Here is a 17,304-nt window from a genome sequence, read left to right as displayed (position 1 = left end):
CGGTCATCGCCGCCCCCCGCCGACCGCCCGCCGCAGGACCGTGTCGACCGCGGCATGGAACGTCGGATGCTGTGCCACCTCGACCGCGCGGTCGTAGCGCGTGCCGCCGAGGGCGACGAAGACGGAGCCGACGACTTCGACGTACCCGACGATGCATCCCTCGCTGGCGACCTCGTACAGGTCGAGGTCGATGCGGGTCCACGGGATCTCGGTGACGATCTCGCGCTGCCCCGGACGGCTGATCGGAATGTCCATGACCATGAGCGAGCTCCTCTGCGACCGGGGGGGGTGGTCCCAGAGTGCGCCGTCGGACGAAATGTCGCGCCGGGGTTGACGGATCGGCGTACCGGAGTTACGGGGTCAGCCGACGCTCCGGACCGGCCGTCCTCGGCGCGGACGCTCGTCCGACAGGTCGAACGGCACCGCTTCTCCGGCCAAGCGCTCGACCTCGTCCAGGAAACGCAGGTCTGCCTCGAGTCGCGCACGGCGGGCCGCCGCCAGCACCGCCCGCGACACGGCATCCATGTTCTCGTCCTCGGGCACCGGGGCCGCCAGCGCCTCGCGGACGGCCGTGCGCTGCGCCGCGAGCAGACCGGGCACGTCGGCGCCGGGGAGGGTGAGCGCCAGCGCGATGCGGAGGGCGACCTCGTCCCGGCGGTCGGCGAGCGACGCCGCGGCCAGCCAGGCGCGCGCCTCGGCCCGGCCGGCGGCGGTCGCGCCCCACAGGACACGGCCCTCGTCATCGGCACCGCGGTTCTCGACGAGGCCATCGCGCTCGAGACGTTCGAGGGTCGTGTACACCTGGCCGACGTTCACGGCAGCGCCCGTCCGACGCAGGTATTCCGCGCGCAATTGGGACCCGTAGCAGTCGCCCCGATCGAGGATCGCTAGCAGGCTCTGGCGCACCGACACAGGGACCTCCGACCTACCGCAGAATGCTTTTCCGAGTATATGGTTCGACACCGAGTGAACCCTGATTTCCGCATCCTGACGCGGAGTAGCCTGTGGTCAGACCACAGAAAAGGGTCGTCGATCGGAGGCATCTCGTGGAGTGGCTCGACCCCCTCATCCTCGCCCGGTGGCAGTTCGGACTGACCACCCTGTACCACTTCCTCTTCGTGCCCCTCACGCTCGGGATGTCGCTCGTCGTGGCGATCTTCCAGACCGTCTGGTACCGCACCGGCGACGTGAAGTGGCTGCACCTCACCCGCTTCTTCGGAAAGATCTTCCTCATCAACTTCGCCATGGGCGTCGTGACGGGAATCGTGCAGGAATTCCAGTTCGGCATGAACTGGTCCGCCTACTCCCGCTTCGTGGGCGACGTCTTCGGCGCCCCGCTCGCGTTCGAGGGGCTCCTCGCGTTCTTCCTCGAGGCGACCTTCATCGGCCTGTGGATCTTCGGGTGGGACAAGCTTCCCCGCGGTCTGCACCTCGCGAGCATCTGGCTCGCGACCCTCGGCGCGACCTTCTCGGCCTACTTCATCATCGCGGCCAACGCGTTCATGCAGAACCCGGTCGGCTACCAGATGTCCGCCGACGGCCACCGCGCCGAGCTCGTCGACTTCGGCAAGCTGCTGCTGAACCCGGTGGCGCTCGCGGCGTTCCCGCACACGATCTTCTCGGGGTGGATGTTCGCCGCGATGGTCGTCGTGTCGGTCTCCGCGTGGCATATGGCCCGCGGCCGCAACGTCGAGATGATGCGTGCCCCGCTGCGCTTCGGCCTCTGGTCGACCGTGGTGTCCTTCGTCCTCGTCGCGATCGCCGGCGACCAGCTGAGCCTCGTGATGGTGGCCACGCAGCCCATGAAGATGGCCGCGGCCGAGGCGACCTTCAATACCGTGTGCGGCGCGAACGCCTCGTTCTCGATCTTCACGCTCGGCACGCCCGACGGCACGAGCGAACTGTTCTCGATCCGCGTGCCGTTCCTCCTCAGCATCCTGTCCACCCACTCGCTGGACGGCTGCGTCGAGGGCATCAACGACCTGAACACGATGTACAGCCAGCAGATGTTCCCGCAGTTCGCCGACCAGGTGAACGGCAACTTCGCCCCGGTCCTGTGGGTGACGTACTGGGCATTCCGCTGGATGATCGCGCTGGGCGGTCTCGCGACCCTCATCAGCGTCGTGGGCCTCTGGGTCACGCGGAAGAACGCGAAGCGCCCGGTCGCGCAGTGGATGTGGCGCGTGGCGATCTGGGCGGCTCCGCTGCCGCTGCTGGGCAGCCTCGTCGGCTGGGTCTTCACCGAGATGGGCCGCCAGCCGTGGATCGTGTTCGGCCTGATGCTCACGCAGGACGGCGTCTCCCCCAGCGTCCCGGGATGGAGCGTGCTGATCTCGCTCGTCGCCTTCACCGCGATCTACGCCACCCTCGCCGTCGTCGAATTCGGACTCATCAAGAAGTACGCGCAGAAGGGCCCGGACCCGCTGCCCGACCCGAACGCGCCGAGCGAGCCCGACACCGTCGAGAACACCCCGACGACCGTCTACTAGGAGCACAGTCATGGATCTCGCATACCTCTGGTTCTGGATCGTCGGATTCCTGTTCATCGGCTACTTCGTCCTGGACGGGTTCGACTTCGGCGTCGGCATGTCGCTGCCGTTCCTCGGTAAGGACGACATCGCCCGCCGGCAGATCATCAACACCATCGGCCCGGTGTGGGACCTCAACGAGACGTGGGTCATCGTGGCCGGGGCGGCGCTGTTCGCCTCGTTCCCCGAGTGGTACGCCACCCTCTTCAGCGGGTTCTACCTGCCGCTCCTGCTGATCCTGCTCGCGCTCATCGCCCGCGGCGTCTCCTTCGAGTACCGCCACCAGCGCGAGTCGCTGAAGTGGAAGCGCGGCTTCGACCGGATGATCGTCATCGGCTCTGCCGTCCCCGCGCTCCTGTGGGGCGTGGCGTTCGCGAACATCGTGCAGGGCGTACCCCTGGATGCCGATCACGAATACGTCGGCAGCCTGTTCACGCTGCTCAACCCGTACGGGCTCCTCGGCGGCGTCGTCACCCTGCTGCTGTTCTTCACGCACGGCGTCTACTTCGTCGCGTTGAAGACCGACGGCCAGGTCCGCACCGACGCCCGCGCGCTCGCTCGGAAGTCCGGCATCCTGACGATCGTCGCCGCCGCCCTGTTCCTGGTCTGGACGATCATCCAGGCCGCGAACAACCAGGCCCCGCTCCTGCTCGGCGTCGTCGCCTTCTCCGGCGTCGCGGCGCTCGCACTCATCGGGTCCTGGGTCGCAAACCTCCGCGACCGCGAGGGCACCGCGTTCACGCTCGGCGCCATCACGATCATCACCGCGGTGGCCGCACTCTTCTTCGCCCTGTTCCCGAACGTCATGCCCTCCACCCTCGAACCGGGTTCGGGCCTGACGATCGAGAACGCCTCCAGCACCGACTACACGCTCACGATCATGAGCTGGGCGGCGCTGATCTTCCTGCCGCTGGTCCTCGCCTACCAGGGCTGGACGTACTGGGTGTTCCGCAAGCGCGTGACCCGCGCCCGCATCGAGAAGGCCGCGCTGGTGGCGCATTGACCGACACGACCCGGGTGCGCCCCGTCGACCCCCGACTGGTGCGATACGCCTCCGCCTCCCGCAGCTTCTTCGCGGTCAGCGCGGCGATCGTCCTCGCCCAGACGGGGGTCGTCGTCGGCTTCGCGTGGGCACTGACCTCCGCCCTCGTCGGCGCGATCGACGGGCGCCCCCTCGGGGAGCTGACGGGGTACGTGGCGGCCGCGGCGGCGCTGGTCGTTCTCCGGGGCCTCCTCATCGCGGCCTCCGAACGCGTGTCGGCCCGCGGCGCCGCGGCCGCGTCGCTGCAGCTGCGCGAGCGTCTCGTCGACGCCGTCGCCACCCTGGGTCCCGGTTGGCTCGGCCGCCGCAACGCCGCGTCGCTGTCGGTCACGGCCGGCCACGGACTCGAGGCCCTCGACGCCTACTTCGGGCGCTACCTCCCCCAGCTCGTCGCCACCGTGATCACGACGCCGATCCTCCTCGGGGCGATCGCGCTCGCCGACCCGCTGTCGGGACTCATCGTCCTCCTGACGCTCCCCCTCATCCCCATCTTCATGGTGCTCATCGGCCTCGCGACCCGCACCGTGCAGAAGAAGCAGTACGGCACCCTCGGGCGCCTGGCCGCCCGCTTCGCCGACACCGTCGAGGGCCTCGGCACGCTCAAGGCGTTCGGGCGTGAGCACCGCGCCGCCGACACGATCGAGAAGGTCACGCGCGACTACAAGCGCGAGACGATGACGGTGCTGCGCGTGTCGTTCCTCTCCGGCTTCGCGCTGGAGTTCCTGGCATCCATCTCGGTCGCCATCGTCGCCGTCACGATCGGCTTCCGCCTCCTCTCCGGCGACCTGACCCTGCTGGTCGGGCTGTTCGCGCTGCTCCTCGCCCCCGAGGCGTACCTGCCGCTGCGCCAGGTCGGCGTGCAGTTCCACGCCGCCGCGGAGGGCGTCGCGGCAACCGAGGAGATCTTCGACGCCCTGGATGCCGCCCGCACCGCGCCGGCGCCGGAGGGCCCCGCCGCGACCGGAGCGACCCTCGAGCTGCGCGACGTCCGCGTCGACCGCGGGGCGCACCGGATGCCGACGGTCTCGCTGTCGGTCGGCCCCGGCGAGGTCGTGCTGGTGACGGGCCCGAGCGGCGTGGGCAAGTCGAGCGTGCTCGCGGCCCTCCTCGGGTACGCCGAGTACGACGGCAGCGTGTGCCTCGACGGCACGGCCGTGCCGCACGCGCGCGCGGCCGTCGCGTGGGCGGGGCAGCGGCCCGGGCTCGTGTCCGGCACGGTCGGCGAGAACGTCGCGCTCGGCTCCGACGCCGATCCCGCCGCCGTCGCGACCGCGCTCGCCGACGCCGGAGCCGACGACCTCGACCCGGCGACCCCGCTCGGCGCGGGCGGCGCGGGGCTGTCGGGCGGGCAGGCGCAGCGCGTCGCCGTCGCCCGCGCCCTCTACCGGTCTCGCGTCGCGGGGGCGCGCATCCTCGTCCTCGACGAACCCTCGAGCGCCCTCGACGCCGAGACCGAGGCTCAGGTGTGGCGGACGCTGCGCGCCGAGGCCGATCGCGGCGCCGGTGTCCTGCTGGTGTCGCACCGCCCCTCCGCGCGGGAGGTCGCCGATCGTGTGATCGATCTGGGGGTGCGCGCATGAACGAACGGGTGCGCGGGGTCCTGGCCTCGGCGATGCCGTCTCGGCGGCGCTTCGCACCGGCGATCCTCTCGGGATTCGGCACCGCCGGGAGCGCGGTGGCGCTGCTCGCGACGAGCGCGTGGCTCATCGCCCGGGCCGCCGAGCAGCCGCTGGTGATGTACCTCTCCGTCGCCGTGGTCGGGGTGCGCGCGTTCGCGCTGTCTCGCGGGGTGTTCCGCTACCTCGAGCGCCTCACCGGCCACGACGCGGCGCTCGAACGGCTCGCCGGCGTCCGCGCGGACCTCGTGCGCGAGCTGGTGCCGCTCGCCCCCGACGGACTCGCGCGCGCCCGGCGCGGCGGGCTGCTCTCGAGCGTCGTCGACGACGTCGAAGAACTGCAGAACCTGCCCCTGCGGGTCGTGCTGCCCCTCTCGGTCGCCGCGCTCACCTCGCTCGCGGCGGTCGTGTTCGTGGCGTTCGTGTCGTGGCCCGCGGCGCTGGTCCTGCTGCTCTGCCTGGCCGCGGCGTTCGCGGTGTCGGTCGCGGTGGGCTGGGCGGCCGGGGCGCGCGCGGAACGCGCCATCGCGCCCCTGCGCGCCGACGTCGCCGACGCGGTGCACGACCTCCTCACGAACCTCGACGTGCTGACCGCCTACGGCGCGCTCGACGCCGCGCGAGCTCGCGTGCGCGACGCCGACCGGGCCCTCCGCCGCGCGGTCGTGCGGCGCGGGGCCGCGCAGGGCCTGACCTCCGGCACCGTGTCGGTGCTGGCGGGCCTGGCGTCGCTGTTCGCGCTCGCGGTCGCCGCGCCGGGCGTCACGGGCGGCACCCTCTCCGGCCCGGGGCTCGCGGTCGTCGTGCTGCTGCCGATGGCGGTGTTCGAGGTGTTCGGGCCGGTGCCGCTGGCCCTCGCATCCTGGCGTCAGGTGCACGCCGCGGCCGAGCGCATCGCCGACGCCGTCCCGGCCGAGATCCCCGAGGGCCTCCCCCGCGACGAACCCGCCGCCACGGGCGTCGCGCCCGTCCTGGGCGACGGCATCGAACTGCGCGACGTGCGCGCGCACTGGCCGGCGCGGTCCGACGCGGGACTCGACGACACCGGCCGCATCGCCGACGTCACGCTGCACGTCGCCGCCGGCGAACGCGTGCTCGTCACGGGACCGAGCGGCGCGGGCAAGACGACCCTCGCCCACGTCCTGGCCCGGTTCCTCGACTACGGCGGCTCGTTCACGATCGGCGGCGTCGAAGCCCGGACCCTCGCCGGTGACGACCTGCGCCGCACCGTCGGACTCGTCGAGCAGACGCCGTACCTCTTCGACGAGTCGGTGCGTCAGAACCTGCTCTTCGCCCGCGACGACGCCACCGACGACGACCTCACCGCGGTCCTCGCCCGCGTCGGACTCGACGCCTGGGTCGCCGAACGCGGAGGACTGGATGCCACGGTCGGTGACCGCGGCGGACTCGTCTCGGGCGGCCAGGCGCAGCGGCTCGCCCTCGCACGGGCGCTGCTGCACGGATTCCCGGTGCTCGTGCTCGACGAGCCCACCGCGGGCGTCGACCCCGCGGCATCCGATGCCCTCCTCCGCGACCTCCTCGGCGCGGTGGATCGCGACCGCGCCGTGGTCGTGGTGTCGCACATCGACGTACCGGCCGAGCTGGTCGACCGCACGGTGCGCCTCGAGAGCGGCCGGGTCGTGGCGGGTGCTCCTCGGCCGCTCAGCACCTCATGAGCGCGAGTTCCGGTCCCGGACCGTATCGATCTCGAGCAGCGCAAGGTCCGCCCGGCTGACGAGCCGCGACGCGACGGCGTACTCCACGAGCCGGATACGCCGATTCGTCGCGTAGGCCCCGACCCCGCCGCGCACGCCGTGGACACCGGCCCGGTCGAGCTTGTCGCACACGTTGTCGAGCTTGCGGTTGAACCGCGTGATCGCCCACCCCAGGCGCGCCGCGGCGCGCGCGTTCGTGGGGATCTCGGCGAGCCCGCCTCCCTCCCTCAGGAGCAGCGGCTCCGCGAGGGCGACGATGAGTTGACGCTGAGACAGCGTCAACGTCACGGCGCCGACGGCGGGCGTCTCCTCGATGGCGGACCGCGGCGATTCGCTGAAGATCGGCTCCGCGACCATGAGCGTCATCTCGTACGTCGTCGGCCCCGCGCTGAAGACGATCGTGGTGCGGCCGAAGACGAGCGGCAGCCAGGCTCCGGGAGCCAGCCAGGACTGCAGGCGGCCACTGCCGTCACTGACCGCCACGACGAGACGGGCTCCGACGTTGCGGATCACCCAGAGCCCCTCGAACTCCGTGATCTCGAGCAGACGTCGATGCAGGAACGGGTTGTCGTCGATCGCGAGATCGGCGTCGCTTCCCACCGTGAACACCTCTCCGGGGCGGACGCTCATCCACTCCCCGCAGTACTCGATGTGCACGGCCGGCTCGTCGCCGACGACGTCGTCACGCATGCTCGGTCCCCCCACGTCATGAAGTCCGTCGACTTCGGTCCCGAGGCCGAACAGAGCGCGAAGGCCTCGGGCGCCCCCATGGGGAGAATCCACCATGTATGTTCGGGATGGGGGCAGGAATGATCCGTTCCGGACGTATCCGGAAAATCCGATCGATCTTTCGGGGGGAAGAGCGATGAACGAGAACGACATCCATGGGGGGATGTCTGCGCACGCGACACACGACGTGGCGGACTTCGCAGAGAGCCTGCGCCGGCTACGGCTGGAAGCCGGGAGTCCGACGCTGGCGCACCTGCAGCACTCGACGGGGATCTCCCGCACGGTGATCTCCGAGGCGCTGTCCGGCCGCGCGCTTCCGAGCGAGCGCACGGTCAATGCGCTCGTGCGCGTGCTGGGCGGGGACTCGGAAGCGGCGCTGCGGCAACGAGCCGAGCTCGCGCGCCGAGCCGCGGGGCGAACGGCAGCCGTTCCCGTCGTGCGCGAGCCGGATGCCGCCGTGGTCGGCGGCGAGTTGCGTCCCGCGGACGGACTCGCGGCGACGGTCGCAACCTTCGCCGCGGGATGCCTGGTGAGCTTGGGGGGCTGGGCGGTGGTCCGCGCGCTCGGCTCGGGTCGCACGACACGCTCCCGACGCCGGTAGCGGCGCGGCGCGGCGCGGGGTCTAGCGTGTCGCCGTGCGCGACGGATGGCGGGCCCGCCTGGGCCACGGGGCCCTGGCGCTCGTGGCCGCGGCGGCTCCGATCCTCATCGCCGTGCTCGCGTGGATCGTGGTGTGGGCCGTGCAGGGCACCGCCCGCGCGATCGGTCTCCTGCCGCGTGAGGAGTCGGCAGGACGTGTTCCACCCGGGCGAGAAGGGCGCCGCCCGTCGGCTGCGGTCCGCGCGGCCCTCCAGCTCGCCGTCGCCCTCGTCGCCGCCTTCCTCGTCGGCGGTCTCGTCTTCGGCGCGCACGGGGCGTGGGTCGTGCTCAGCACGGTGATCGTGGCCTACCTGCCGAGGGGCCGAGCGGATGCCATCCGCACCGGGCTGCACCGGCTCGTGGGCGCCGCGGCCGGCTCGGTGCTCGCGCTCGTCCCGGGAACCGCGCTCTCCGGAGGCGACACCGCGCTCGTCGTCGGAGCGCTCGCGGCGGTGGGATTCGGCATCCTGTTCCGCGACGTGGGGTACGTCGCGTGGGCCTTCGGCGTCACGATGGCGCTGACCCTCCTCGAACGCCTCACCGGCGCGGCGGCCCCGCTCATCGGGCAGCGGCTGGTCGAGATCGTGCTCGGCGTGGCCATCGGGCTTGCCGCCGTCGCGTTCGTCGTCCCCGTGCGCACGACCGACGTCGTACGGTTGCGGCTCGTCGGCGTGCTCGGGGCCGTCTCGGATCGTCTGGCGGCGACGGATGCCGCGGCCGCCCGCGCTCCGGAGGAGCAGCTCCGCGGCGCGCTGCGCGAGCTCGACCGGTCCGCCGTCGCGTTGGTCGAGGCGGGCCGAGCGCTCGCTCTCGTGCGCCGACCCCCGCCGCACGCCGTGACGTGGTGCCGCGATGCCCACGCGATCGCCGCCGCCGCGATCATCGGGTCGACGCCCGGCTCCCCGGCGCTGCGCCGCGCCGTGGGGGACGCACGTCGTTCCTTGCGCACGCCCGACGAACTGGGACCGGCGCTCCGCAGAGCGGCGGACCTCGTCTGACGCCGCGGGGCCGATCAGGCCGGGACGAACCGGACGTGCTCGGGCTCGATCGAGAACCGGATGCCATCGCCGGGGGCGAGCCGCGCGGCGTCGGCGACCGGCACCTCGGCGGCCCCGCGATCGGTGACGATGCGCACGCCCGTCACGGTGGGCTCCGAGAACCGCACCACCGCATCCCAGCCGTTCGGGCCGTCGCCGAGTCGAACATGCGCGGCGCGGAAGACCGCCGCCAGCGCGGAGCCGTCGGCGCCGGCGAACGGCACGGTCGACCGCAGCCGCCATCCGCTCCCGTCCCACGCGCCGCGCGACGCGAGACCCACCAGCCGCTCGAGTCCGGCGATGCGCGCCGCGACGTCCGTGGCCGGCGCCGCCAGAACGTCCCGGACGCTGCCGACCTGTGTCGCGCGTCCGCCCTCCATGATGAGCAGCCGGTCGGCGAGGGCGACCGCATCGACGGCGTCGTGCGTGACGGCGACGGCGGTCACCCCGCCGAGCGCCTCGCGGAGCATCGCGCGGATCTCGGCGGCGGTCACGGCATCCAGAGCGACGAGCGGTTCGTCGAGGAGCACGGCCCGGGGCCGGGCGGCCAGCGCGCGCGCCACCGCGACGCGCTGCTGCTCGCCGCCGGAGAGTTCGGCGGGCCGCCGGTCGCCCACCCCGGGCAGACCCACGCGGGCGAGCCACGCGTCGGCGTCCGCGCGGGCGTCGGCGGCGGCCACACCCGCCGCCCGCGGGCCGAACGCGACGTTCTCCCGCACGGACAGATGCGGGAAGAGGCGCGCGTCCTGCCCGAGCAGCACGATGCCCCGGCGCATCGGGTCCGTGCGCACGCGCGGGGGCGCGGCACGGTCGATCACACGTCCGCCGAGCGAGATCTCGCCGCCGTCGAGCGTCTGGAGCCCCGCGAGGGCCTCGAGCACCGTGGACTTCCCCGCGCCGCTGCGCCCCATGACCGCGAGCGTCTCGCCCGGGGCGACGTCGAGGGCGACGTCGACCGTGAACGCCCGGCGCCGCACCACCACGTGCGCGCTCAGCGCGGCACTCACGGCGCGCCCACCGCGGGCCGCCACCCGCGGACGAGGAGGAGCACCGCGATCGCGGTCACCAACAGCAGCAGCGCCAAGGCGACCGCGGTGCCCTGCGCGACCCCGCCGCCGTTGAACGCGGTGTAGATCGCGAGCGGCATCGTCTGCGTGACCCCCGGCCGGTTGCCCGCGAAGAGGGCCGTGGCCCCGAATTCGCCGATCGCGCGGGCGAAGCACAGCACGACGCCGGCGACGATGCCCGGTGCCGCCAGCGGCAGGGTCACCCGCCGCAGGATCGTCAGACGCGAGGCCCCGAGCGACGCCGCCGTCCGTTCGACCTCGACGCCGGTGCTGCGAAGCGCCCCCTCGACCGCGAGCACGAGGAAGGGCAGCGCGACGAACACCTGCGCCAGGACGACGGCGGCCGTGGTGAAGGGGAGGGCGAGCCCGCCGAACCACCCGTTCCGGCCGAACAGGTACAGCAGCGCGACGCCCCCGACCATGGGCGGGAGCACGAGCGGCACGGTGACGACCGCGCGCAGGAACGCCGCAGTCCGGGGCGAGCTGCGGGCGATGAGCAGGGCGAGCGGGATGCCGAGCACCGCGCACACCACGGTGGCCGCCGCCCCGGTCCCGAGCGACAGCAGCAGCGCCGAGCGCGCGGCATCCGAGGTGACGTCCGCCCAGAACGTGTCCGGCTGGACGCGCGTCACGAGCGCCACGAGCGGGACGAGCAGGAAGAGCAGCCCGGCCGCCGCGGGAACGACGAGCCAGCGCGGGACGTACCCCGCCCCGCTCACGGGGCGCGGAACCCGTCGGCGGCGAGGATCTCCTGCCCCGCGTCGGACAGCACGAAGTCGGTGAACGCCGCCGCGCCGGCGCTGTTCGCCGCGGTCCGCACGGTCGTGATCGGGTAGCGGTTGACGACGGCATCCGCCCCCGCCGGGACGATCGACTCGACGTCGTCGCGCCCCGCGACGTCGGTCGCGTAGACCAGACCGGCCTGGGCGTCACCGGCGGCGACTTTCGTGAGCACGGCCGTGACGTTCTGCTCCGCGCTCACGGGTGTTACCGAGACGCCGGCGTTCTTCAGCAGCGTCGCCGACGCCGCCCCGCACGGCACCTCCGCCGCGCACAGCACGGTCGGGACACGCGCGAGGTCGAAGAGCCCCGCGACCGCGCCGGGGTTCCCCTTCGGAACCGCGATGACGAGGGTGTTGGCGGCGAAGATGCGGGCATCGACGGCGAGGTCGCCGATCTTCTGCATGTTCTTCTCGTCCGCGGAGGCGAAGACGTCCGCGGGGGCGCCCTGTCCGATCTGCGTCGCGAGCGTGCTCGACCCGTCGTAGACCGTCACGACGTCGACGCCGGGGTGGGCGTCCTCGAACGCCGAGGTGATCTCGTCGAACGCCCGCTGGAGCGACGCGGCGGCGTACACCTGCACGGTGCCGGTCACCGGGTCCGCGGAGGACGACGGTGAGGAAGGCGCGGTGGACGCGCAGGCGGTGAGCGACAGGGCGGCGGCGAGGGCGAGCGACAGACGCAGGACGCGCATGGGAGGGATCCTTTCCGCGCGCCCGGGGCCCGCGGCATCCATTCTTCCGCATGAGCGGAGAATTCGGCGAATCAGCCCCGCTCGCGCGGTGTCTCGACGGTCACGACGGTCGCTTTCACGGATGCCACGGCGAGTGCGCCCGGCTCGAGTCCGAGCTCTTCGGCGGCCTCGGCCGACATCAGCGACACGACGCGGTGCGGCCCGCACTGCAGGTCGACCTGGGCCATGACCCCGTCGATCCGCACGCGCGTGACGATCCCGACGAAGCGGTTGCGGGCGCTCGAGGAGACCCCGGTCGGGTCGTCGGGTTCGTCCGCGAGGGCGACCGCGCGGGCGGCCAGCGCCTCGCCGGGGATCTCCGTGGGGGTGGCGCCGGTGGTCGGCAGGATCCCCTGGTCGATCCAGCGACGGACGGTGTCGTCGCTGACTCCGAGCAGTCGCGCGGCGGGCGCGATGCGGAAGGTGTTCGGCATGGCACGACGCTAGCGCCGGGAACCCCGGCGCGGCGACCCCGGCTGCTCCTCGCTCGCCTAGGCTCGACCCATGGATGCCGTGCGCGAGACCGGGGCGCCCCGCGAGGGCGGTCTGCTGGACCGGTTCGGCCGCGTCGCCCGCGATCTGCGCGTGTCGGTGATCGACAAGTGCAACCTCCGCTGCACGTACTGCATGCCCGCGGAGGGCCTGCCATGGATGCCGCAGCAGCAGCTGATGACGGGCGAGGAGATCGCGCGCATCGTCCGCGTCGCCGTGCGCGCGCTCGGGGCCGAGGAGCTGCGGCTGACCGGCGGCGAGCCGCTCGTCCGCAAGGACCTCGAGGACGTCATCGCCCGCATCCGCTTCGATCACCCCGACCTGCCGATCGCGATGACAACGAACGCCGTGGGCCTCGATCGCCGCGCGCAGGCACTCAAGGACGCCGGACTCACGCGCCTCAACGCCTCGCTCGACACGCTCCACCCCGAGACCTTCGCCGAGCTCACCCGCCGCCCGCACCTCGACAAGGTGCTCGCGGGGCTCGAGGCGGCCCAGGCCGCCGGGCTCGGCCCCATCAAGATCAACGCGGTGCTGCTCCGCGGCATCAACGACACCGAAGTCGTCCCGCTCGTGGACTGGGCGGTCACGCACGGCTACGAGATGCGCTTCATCGAGGACATGCCGCTCGACGGCGACCGGTCGTGGACCGAGACGCAGGTCGTGCCGGCCCGCGAGATCCGCGCCGCGCTGGAGGAGGTGTTCGACCTCGCCGCCGACCCGCGCGGCCGGGGCGCGGCACCAGCCGAACGGTGGGAGGTGCGGCGCCGCGGCGACCGCACGCTCGCGGGGCACGTCGGCATCATCTCCTCGGTCACCGAACCGTTCTGCGCCGCGTGCACGCGCACGCGCGTCACCGCCGACGGCCGCATCCGCTCCTGCCTGTTCTCGCACGAGGAAACCGACCTGCTCACGGCGCTGCGCGACGGCGCGAGCGACGCGGACCTCGCGCAGATCTGGCGGGATGCCATGTGGCGCAAGCCCCGCGCCCACGGTTCCGACCGTGTCGGCCTGGCGCGTGCCGACTTCGTCCAGCCGGAGCGCACGATGAGCGCGATCGGCGGATGATCCCGCTCGTCGAACCGGTGGCTTCCCTCGCCCCCGAAGAACTCATCCGCACGGCCCGCCACGCCGTCCTCACCGGCATCGGCGAAGAAGGACAGCGACGTCTCGCGGCCGCCCGCATCGCGGTCGTGGGCGCGGGTGGGCTCGGGTCGCCGGTGCTGCTCGCGCTCGCCGCCGCGGGCATCGGCGAACTGATCGTGATCGACGACGACGTGGTCGAGCGGACGAACCTGCAGCGGCAGCTCATTCACCGCGTGGACGACATCGGCGCCCCGAAGACGGCATCCGCCGCCCGGGCGATCCGCGATCTGTCGCCGCTCACCGTCGTCCGGGAACGTCGGCTGCGGCTGACCCCCGACAACGCCCGCGAGCTGTTGGCCGGAGCGCACGTCGTGATCGACGGCAGCGACACGTTCGACACCCGCAGCGCCGTGGCATCCGCGACGGACGAGCTCGGGATGCCACTGGTGTGGGGCGCCGTGCAGGAGTGGTCGGCCCAGGCCACGGTGTTCTGGTCGCGGCCTCCCGAGGGGCACGCCGCCGTGACGCTCGGCGACGTCTTCCCGCCGGAGTCCGTGGGCGAACCGCCGACGTGCGCACAGGTCGGCGTGCTCGGTGCGCTGTGCGTGCAGGTCGGTGGACTCCTCGCGACCGAGGCGATCAAGCTCATCACGGGCGCCGGAGAGCCGCTCCTCGGGCGTCTCGTCGTGATCGACGCGCTCCGCGCCCGCCAGGACGTCATCCCCCTCGTCGGAAGGACCCCGCGTGTCTGAGCTGCTGACCGTCGAGGAGCACCGCGCCCGGATCCTCGCCACCGTGACGCCGACCCCGACCGAGACCGTTCCGCTCGCCGACGCCGCCGGCCGCACGCTCGCGGCCGACGTGGACGCCCGGCACGACCTCCCCGGCGACGACAACTCCTCCATGGACGGGTTCGCCGTCCGCTTCGCCGACGTCGAGAACGCGGATGCCACCTCCCCGGTGTCGCTGCGAGTCGTCGCGGATCTGCCGGCCGGCACGTCGGACGACCCGGCATTCGGCCCGGGCGAGGCGGTCCGCATCATGACCGGTGCTCCCGTTCCGACGGCCGCCGACACGATCGTCCCGTTCGAGGACACCGCGGGCGGCCTGACGGACTCGCTCGGTACCGTCTCGGTCGTCCGCGCGCCGGACGCCACGGGCGCGTTCATCCGTCGCCGCGGCGGGGACGTGCGCACCGGCGACGTCGTGCTGAGCGCGGGCGAGCGGCTCGGACCCTACGCGCTCGCGGCGGCCGCGGCGGCCGGCGTCGACCGCCTCGAGGTAAGCCGTCGTCCGCGGGTCGCCGTGGTGTCGACGGGGAGCGAGCTCGTGACGCCCGGAACCCCTCCGGGCCGCGGCCAGACGCCCGACTCGAACGCCACGCTGCTCGCCTCCCTCGTCGCGGAGGCGGACGCCGAGGTCGTCCTCGTCACCCACGTGACCGACGACGCCGGGACGGTCGACGCGGTCCTCGCCCGCGCGGCCGAGGCCGACGTGGTCGTCTTCACGGGCGGCGTGAGCGCCGGCGCATACGAGCCGGTGCGCCAGGCCCTGTCCGACCGCATCGCCTTCGTGAAGGTCGCGATGCAGCCCGGCAAACCGCAGGCGTTCGGCGCACTCGAGGACGGTCGGCTCGTGTTCGGACTCCCCGGCAACCCCGTGAGCGTCGCGGTGTCTTTCGAGGTGTTCGTCCGCCCCGCGCTGCTCGCGCTCCAGGGCCGTGCCGCCGTCGACCGCCGCCGCGCCCGGCTCGTGGCATCCGAGTCCTGGCGCACGCCACCGGGCCGCCGCCAATACCTCCCGGCGGCCGTCGACCTCGTCGCCGGGACCGTCCGACCGGCCACCGCGGGCGGCTCCGGCTCGCACCTCGCGGCGTCTCTCGCGCGCGCCGAGGCGTTCGCGATCGTCCCCGCCGAGGTGTCCGCCGTCGCCGTGGGCGATCCCGTCGATGTCATGCTGATTCCATGACCTTCACCCACCTGGATGCCGCGGGCCACGCCCGCATGGTCGACGTCACCGCCAAGCAGCCCACCGTCCGCACCGCGACCGCGCGCGGGTTCGTGCGCTGCAGCCCCGAGGTCGTCGCGGCACTCCGCGGCGGCACCGCGCCGAAGGGCGACGTGCTGGCCGTGGCGCGGATCTCCGGCATCCAGGCCGCCAAGTCGACCCCGACGCTCCTCCCCCTGGCCCACGTGATCGGGGTGCACCGCGCCTCGGTCGACCTCGAGATCGTCGACGACGGCGTCGAGATCGAGGCCACCGTCGGGACCGCCGACCGCACCGGTGTCGAGATGGAGGCGCTGACGAGCGTCTCGGTCGCCGCCCTCGCGATCGTCGACATGGTGAAGGGTCTCGACAAGGGCACGAGCATCGAGAACGTGCGGATCGTGTCGAAGACGGGCGGCAAGTCCGGCGACTGGCACCGCCCCGGGGAGTCCGCGTGAGCGTCCGGGTGCGCTACTTCGCCGCCGCCGCGGAGGCCGCGGGGACGGATGCCGAGGACCGCACCGAACCGTCCCTCGCCGTGCTGCGCGCGGCCGTGCTCGCCGACCACCCCGCGCTTTCCGGCATCCTGGACCGCTGCGCCGTGCTCGTCGACGGCGAGCGCCGCGACGACGACGCGCCCCTCGCCGGCGTCACGCACGTGGACGTGCTGCCGCCGTTCGCGGGCGGCTGAGCGCTACACGAGCTCGAGGTGCGCGACCAGCGACGGGGTCCGACGTTCGCGCGCGAGTGCTTCCACCGCGACGAGGACGTCCATCGACGGCGTGACCGCACCGCTCAGGTAGGAGGTCATCCGCGGACGAGACGTCCCCAGCCGGGATGCCACCTCCGCCTGCGTGAGCCGGGTCTGGCGGAAGGCGGCGCGGAGCCGCTCGAGCGCCTCCTGCTCAGCGGTGCGCTGCGTGAGCGCCAGCGCCGCGTCGATGAGCGCGACCGCGGCCCGGGACTCCGCGGCGTCTCGCGCGTCGTCGTAGATCTCGCGCAGCGCGGGCTCGTCGGCGAGTGCGTCGATGAGCTTGCGCCAATCGCTCGCGTACCCGCGGTCGATCGCGGCGAGCATGCCCTCGAAGCCCCAGGCCTCTACGGGGTCGGCGGGGGTGGCATCGATGTTCCGGAAACGCAGCGGCATGACTCTCCTCAGACGAGATGGACCGCGAGGGTCCGGCATTCAGCGACGACGTCCTCCCAGTCGCGCCATCGCGGGACGAGGCCCTTGTAGGAAGCCAGACCGGCGAGCGCACGATGGTCCTTCGGGGCAGGGTCGGCGAGTTGACGCGCCAGCTGGGCCTGAACGGGCTGATCCTCCGGATGCGAGGGATCGGTGTAGTACTCGTCGATGGCCGCGAGCACAGCCCCAATGCGATCCGCTCCGAACGCCCCGGAGAGCGCGGCGACGTCGAGGTAGTCCCGCATCTGGTTGCGCTTGACGATCAGGAAGCCCTTGATGCGCGCGATCTCCTCGAGCGTCGGCACCGTGATCTCCCCTCCGGCCGGGAGGGTGACACGCTGAACCTCGAGCGGTCGACGGCGGATGAGCTGGCGCACGCCGGCCTCGATGCCACCGAGCTCGCCCAGGATGATCTTGCCGGGCACGGCTCTGTTCAGAACGAAGTCGCCATCGCGCTCGAGCGCGTCCAGGACGAGGTCGAAGCGATCCTGCAGGTCCATCAGTACGTGATCGTGATCGGTGGACATCCGGTGGCGGGCATAGAGCGCCGCGGCCGAACCGCCCACCATCACAGCGTCGGGAACGAGTTTCTGAAGGCGCGCCGCTGAGTCGAGGACCTCGGCGAGGCCGGCGGGGAGCTCGGACGACATGGCGCCCACAGTATCAGATCA

Annotated in this window: 20 protein-coding genes; 11 read left to right on the top strand and 9 right to left on the bottom strand. The window is 72.8% G+C overall.

Going from position 1 to position 17,304, the window contains the following annotated elements; translation table 11 throughout:
• Positions 1–3: 3 nt before the first annotated feature.
• Positions 4–261 carry a hypothetical protein gene (locus tag AVW09_RS03790; RefSeq protein WP_063256737.1) on the bottom strand — a complete coding sequence of 86 codons (258 nt, stop codon included), beginning with the start codon at positions 259–261 and terminating at the stop codon, positions 4–6.
• 99 nt (positions 262–360) lie between these two features.
• The gene (locus AVW09_RS03785; RefSeq protein ID WP_269454546.1) at positions 361–906 is read right to left on the bottom strand and encodes a PadR family transcriptional regulator; all 546 of its coding nucleotides are present in this window, start codon (positions 904–906) and stop codon (positions 361–363) included.
• A 140-nt stretch (positions 907–1,046) separates the two neighbouring features.
• On the opposite strand from AVW09_RS03785, the gene AVW09_RS03780 reads away from it, so the two are divergent.
• Genes AVW09_RS03780 through cydC form a run of 4 tightly spaced genes read left to right on the top strand, consistent with a single transcriptional unit; the run spans position 1,047 to position 6,859 of the window.
• On the top strand, positions 1,047–2,489 hold the full coding sequence (locus tag AVW09_RS03780) for a cytochrome ubiquinol oxidase subunit I (RefSeq protein WP_063256735.1): 1,443 nt from the start codon (positions 1,047–1,049) through the stop codon (positions 2,487–2,489).
• Positions 2,490–2,499: 10 nt separating this feature from the next.
• A complete protein-coding gene (gene cydB / locus AVW09_RS03775) occupies positions 2,500–3,531 on the top strand; it encodes a cytochrome d ubiquinol oxidase subunit II (RefSeq protein ID WP_063256734.1) in 1,032 nt (343 codons plus the stop codon).
• Positions 3,528–5,150, top strand: a complete 1,623-nt coding sequence (gene cydD, locus AVW09_RS03770) for a thiol reductant ABC exporter subunit CydD (protein WP_063256733.1) — start codon at positions 3,528–3,530, stop codon at positions 5,148–5,150. The genes cydB and cydD overlap by 4 nt, the downstream gene beginning before the upstream one ends.
• The gene (gene cydC / locus AVW09_RS03765) at positions 5,147–6,859 is read left to right on the top strand and encodes a thiol reductant ABC exporter subunit CydC (protein WP_063256732.1); all 1,713 of its coding nucleotides are present in this window, start codon (positions 5,147–5,149) and stop codon (positions 6,857–6,859) included. The genes cydD and cydC overlap by 4 nt, the downstream gene beginning before the upstream one ends.
• On the opposite strand, the gene AVW09_RS03760 is transcribed toward cydC, so the two are convergent.
• Positions 6,854–7,588, bottom strand: coding sequence for a hypothetical protein (locus AVW09_RS03760; RefSeq protein ID WP_063256731.1), 735 nt, complete (start codon positions 7,586–7,588; stop codon positions 6,854–6,856). The two genes, cydC and AVW09_RS03760, sit on opposite strands and share 6 nt — an antisense overlap.
• Before the next feature lie 226 nt (positions 7,589–7,814).
• Between AVW09_RS03760 and AVW09_RS03755 the strand changes: the two genes are divergently transcribed.
• Positions 7,815–8,228: a helix-turn-helix domain-containing protein gene (locus tag AVW09_RS03755; RefSeq protein WP_156495950.1), complete on the top strand. Its 414-nt coding sequence runs from the start codon at positions 7,815–7,817 to the stop codon at positions 8,226–8,228.
• A 34-nt stretch (positions 8,229–8,262) separates the two neighbouring features.
• Positions 8,263–9,264 carry an FUSC family protein gene (locus AVW09_RS03750; RefSeq protein ID WP_082822799.1) on the top strand — a complete coding sequence of 334 codons (1,002 nt, stop codon included), beginning with the start codon at positions 8,263–8,265 and terminating at the stop codon, positions 9,262–9,264.
• A 14-nt stretch (positions 9,265–9,278) separates the two neighbouring features.
• On the opposite strand, the gene AVW09_RS03745 is transcribed toward AVW09_RS03750, so the two are convergent.
• From AVW09_RS03745 to AVW09_RS03730, 4 genes are all read right to left on the bottom strand, one after another.
• Positions 9,279–10,310 carry an ABC transporter ATP-binding protein gene (locus tag AVW09_RS03745; RefSeq protein WP_231901761.1) on the bottom strand — a complete coding sequence of 344 codons (1,032 nt, stop codon included), beginning with the start codon at positions 10,308–10,310 and terminating at the stop codon, positions 9,279–9,281.
• Positions 10,307–11,089, bottom strand: a complete 783-nt coding sequence (gene modB / locus AVW09_RS03740; protein ID WP_063256727.1) for a molybdate ABC transporter permease subunit — start codon at positions 11,087–11,089, stop codon at positions 10,307–10,309. The genes AVW09_RS03745 and modB overlap by 4 nt, the downstream gene beginning before the upstream one ends.
• Positions 11,086–11,844: a molybdate ABC transporter substrate-binding protein gene (gene modA, locus AVW09_RS03735; RefSeq protein ID WP_063256726.1), complete on the bottom strand. Its 759-nt coding sequence runs from the start codon at positions 11,842–11,844 to the stop codon at positions 11,086–11,088. Before modA ends, modB begins: the two co-directional genes overlap by 4 nt.
• A 71-nt stretch (positions 11,845–11,915) precedes the next feature.
• Complete coding sequence (locus AVW09_RS03730; RefSeq protein WP_063256725.1) at positions 11,916–12,317, bottom strand: TOBE domain-containing protein; 402 nt, start codon at positions 12,315–12,317, stop codon at positions 11,916–11,918.
• 70 nt (positions 12,318–12,387) lie between these two features.
• On the opposite strand from AVW09_RS03730, the gene moaA reads away from it, so the two are divergent.
• From moaA to AVW09_RS03705, 5 genes are read left to right on the top strand one after another with little or no spacing between them, the layout of a single operon-like run.
• Positions 12,388–13,443, top strand: a complete 1,056-nt coding sequence (moaA, locus tag AVW09_RS03725; RefSeq protein ID WP_063256724.1) for a GTP 3',8-cyclase MoaA — start codon at positions 12,388–12,390, stop codon at positions 13,441–13,443.
• Positions 13,440–14,213 carry a HesA/MoeB/ThiF family protein gene (locus AVW09_RS03720; protein WP_063256723.1) on the top strand — a complete coding sequence of 258 codons (774 nt, stop codon included), beginning with the start codon at positions 13,440–13,442 and terminating at the stop codon, positions 14,211–14,213. The genes moaA and AVW09_RS03720 overlap by 4 nt, the downstream gene beginning before the upstream one ends.
• A complete protein-coding gene (locus AVW09_RS03715) occupies positions 14,206–15,429 on the top strand; it encodes a molybdopterin molybdotransferase MoeA (RefSeq protein WP_063256722.1) in 1,224 nt (407 codons plus the stop codon). The genes AVW09_RS03720 and AVW09_RS03715 overlap by 8 nt, the downstream gene beginning before the upstream one ends.
• A complete protein-coding gene (moaC, locus tag AVW09_RS03710) occupies positions 15,426–15,905 on the top strand; it encodes a cyclic pyranopterin monophosphate synthase MoaC (protein WP_063256721.1) in 480 nt (159 codons plus the stop codon). The genes AVW09_RS03715 and moaC overlap by 4 nt, the downstream gene beginning before the upstream one ends.
• Positions 15,902–16,138, top strand: coding sequence for a MoaD/ThiS family protein (locus tag AVW09_RS03705; protein WP_063256720.1), 237 nt, complete (start codon positions 15,902–15,904; stop codon positions 16,136–16,138). Before moaC ends, AVW09_RS03705 begins: the two co-directional genes overlap by 4 nt.
• A gap of 3 nt (positions 16,139–16,141) precedes the next feature.
• Here the strand turns inward: AVW09_RS03705 and AVW09_RS17860 are convergent, their stop codons facing one another.
• Together AVW09_RS17860 and AVW09_RS03695 are read right to left on the bottom strand one after the other, a co-directional pair.
• Positions 16,142–16,594: a helix-turn-helix domain-containing protein gene (locus AVW09_RS17860; RefSeq protein ID WP_063256719.1), complete on the bottom strand. Its 453-nt coding sequence runs from the start codon at positions 16,592–16,594 to the stop codon at positions 16,142–16,144.
• 8 nt (positions 16,595–16,602) lie between these two features.
• On the bottom strand, positions 16,603–17,283 hold the full coding sequence (locus tag AVW09_RS03695) for a hypothetical protein (protein WP_063256749.1): 681 nt from the start codon (positions 17,281–17,283) through the stop codon (positions 16,603–16,605).
• Positions 17,284–17,304: the final 21 nt, after the last annotated feature.

The sequence above is a fragment of the Microbacterium sp. T32 genome, assembly GCF_001619615.1.
Lineage (GTDB): Bacteria > Actinomycetota > Actinomycetes > Actinomycetales > Microbacteriaceae > Microbacterium.
This window is presented reverse-complemented; position numbering and strand designations above follow the sequence as displayed.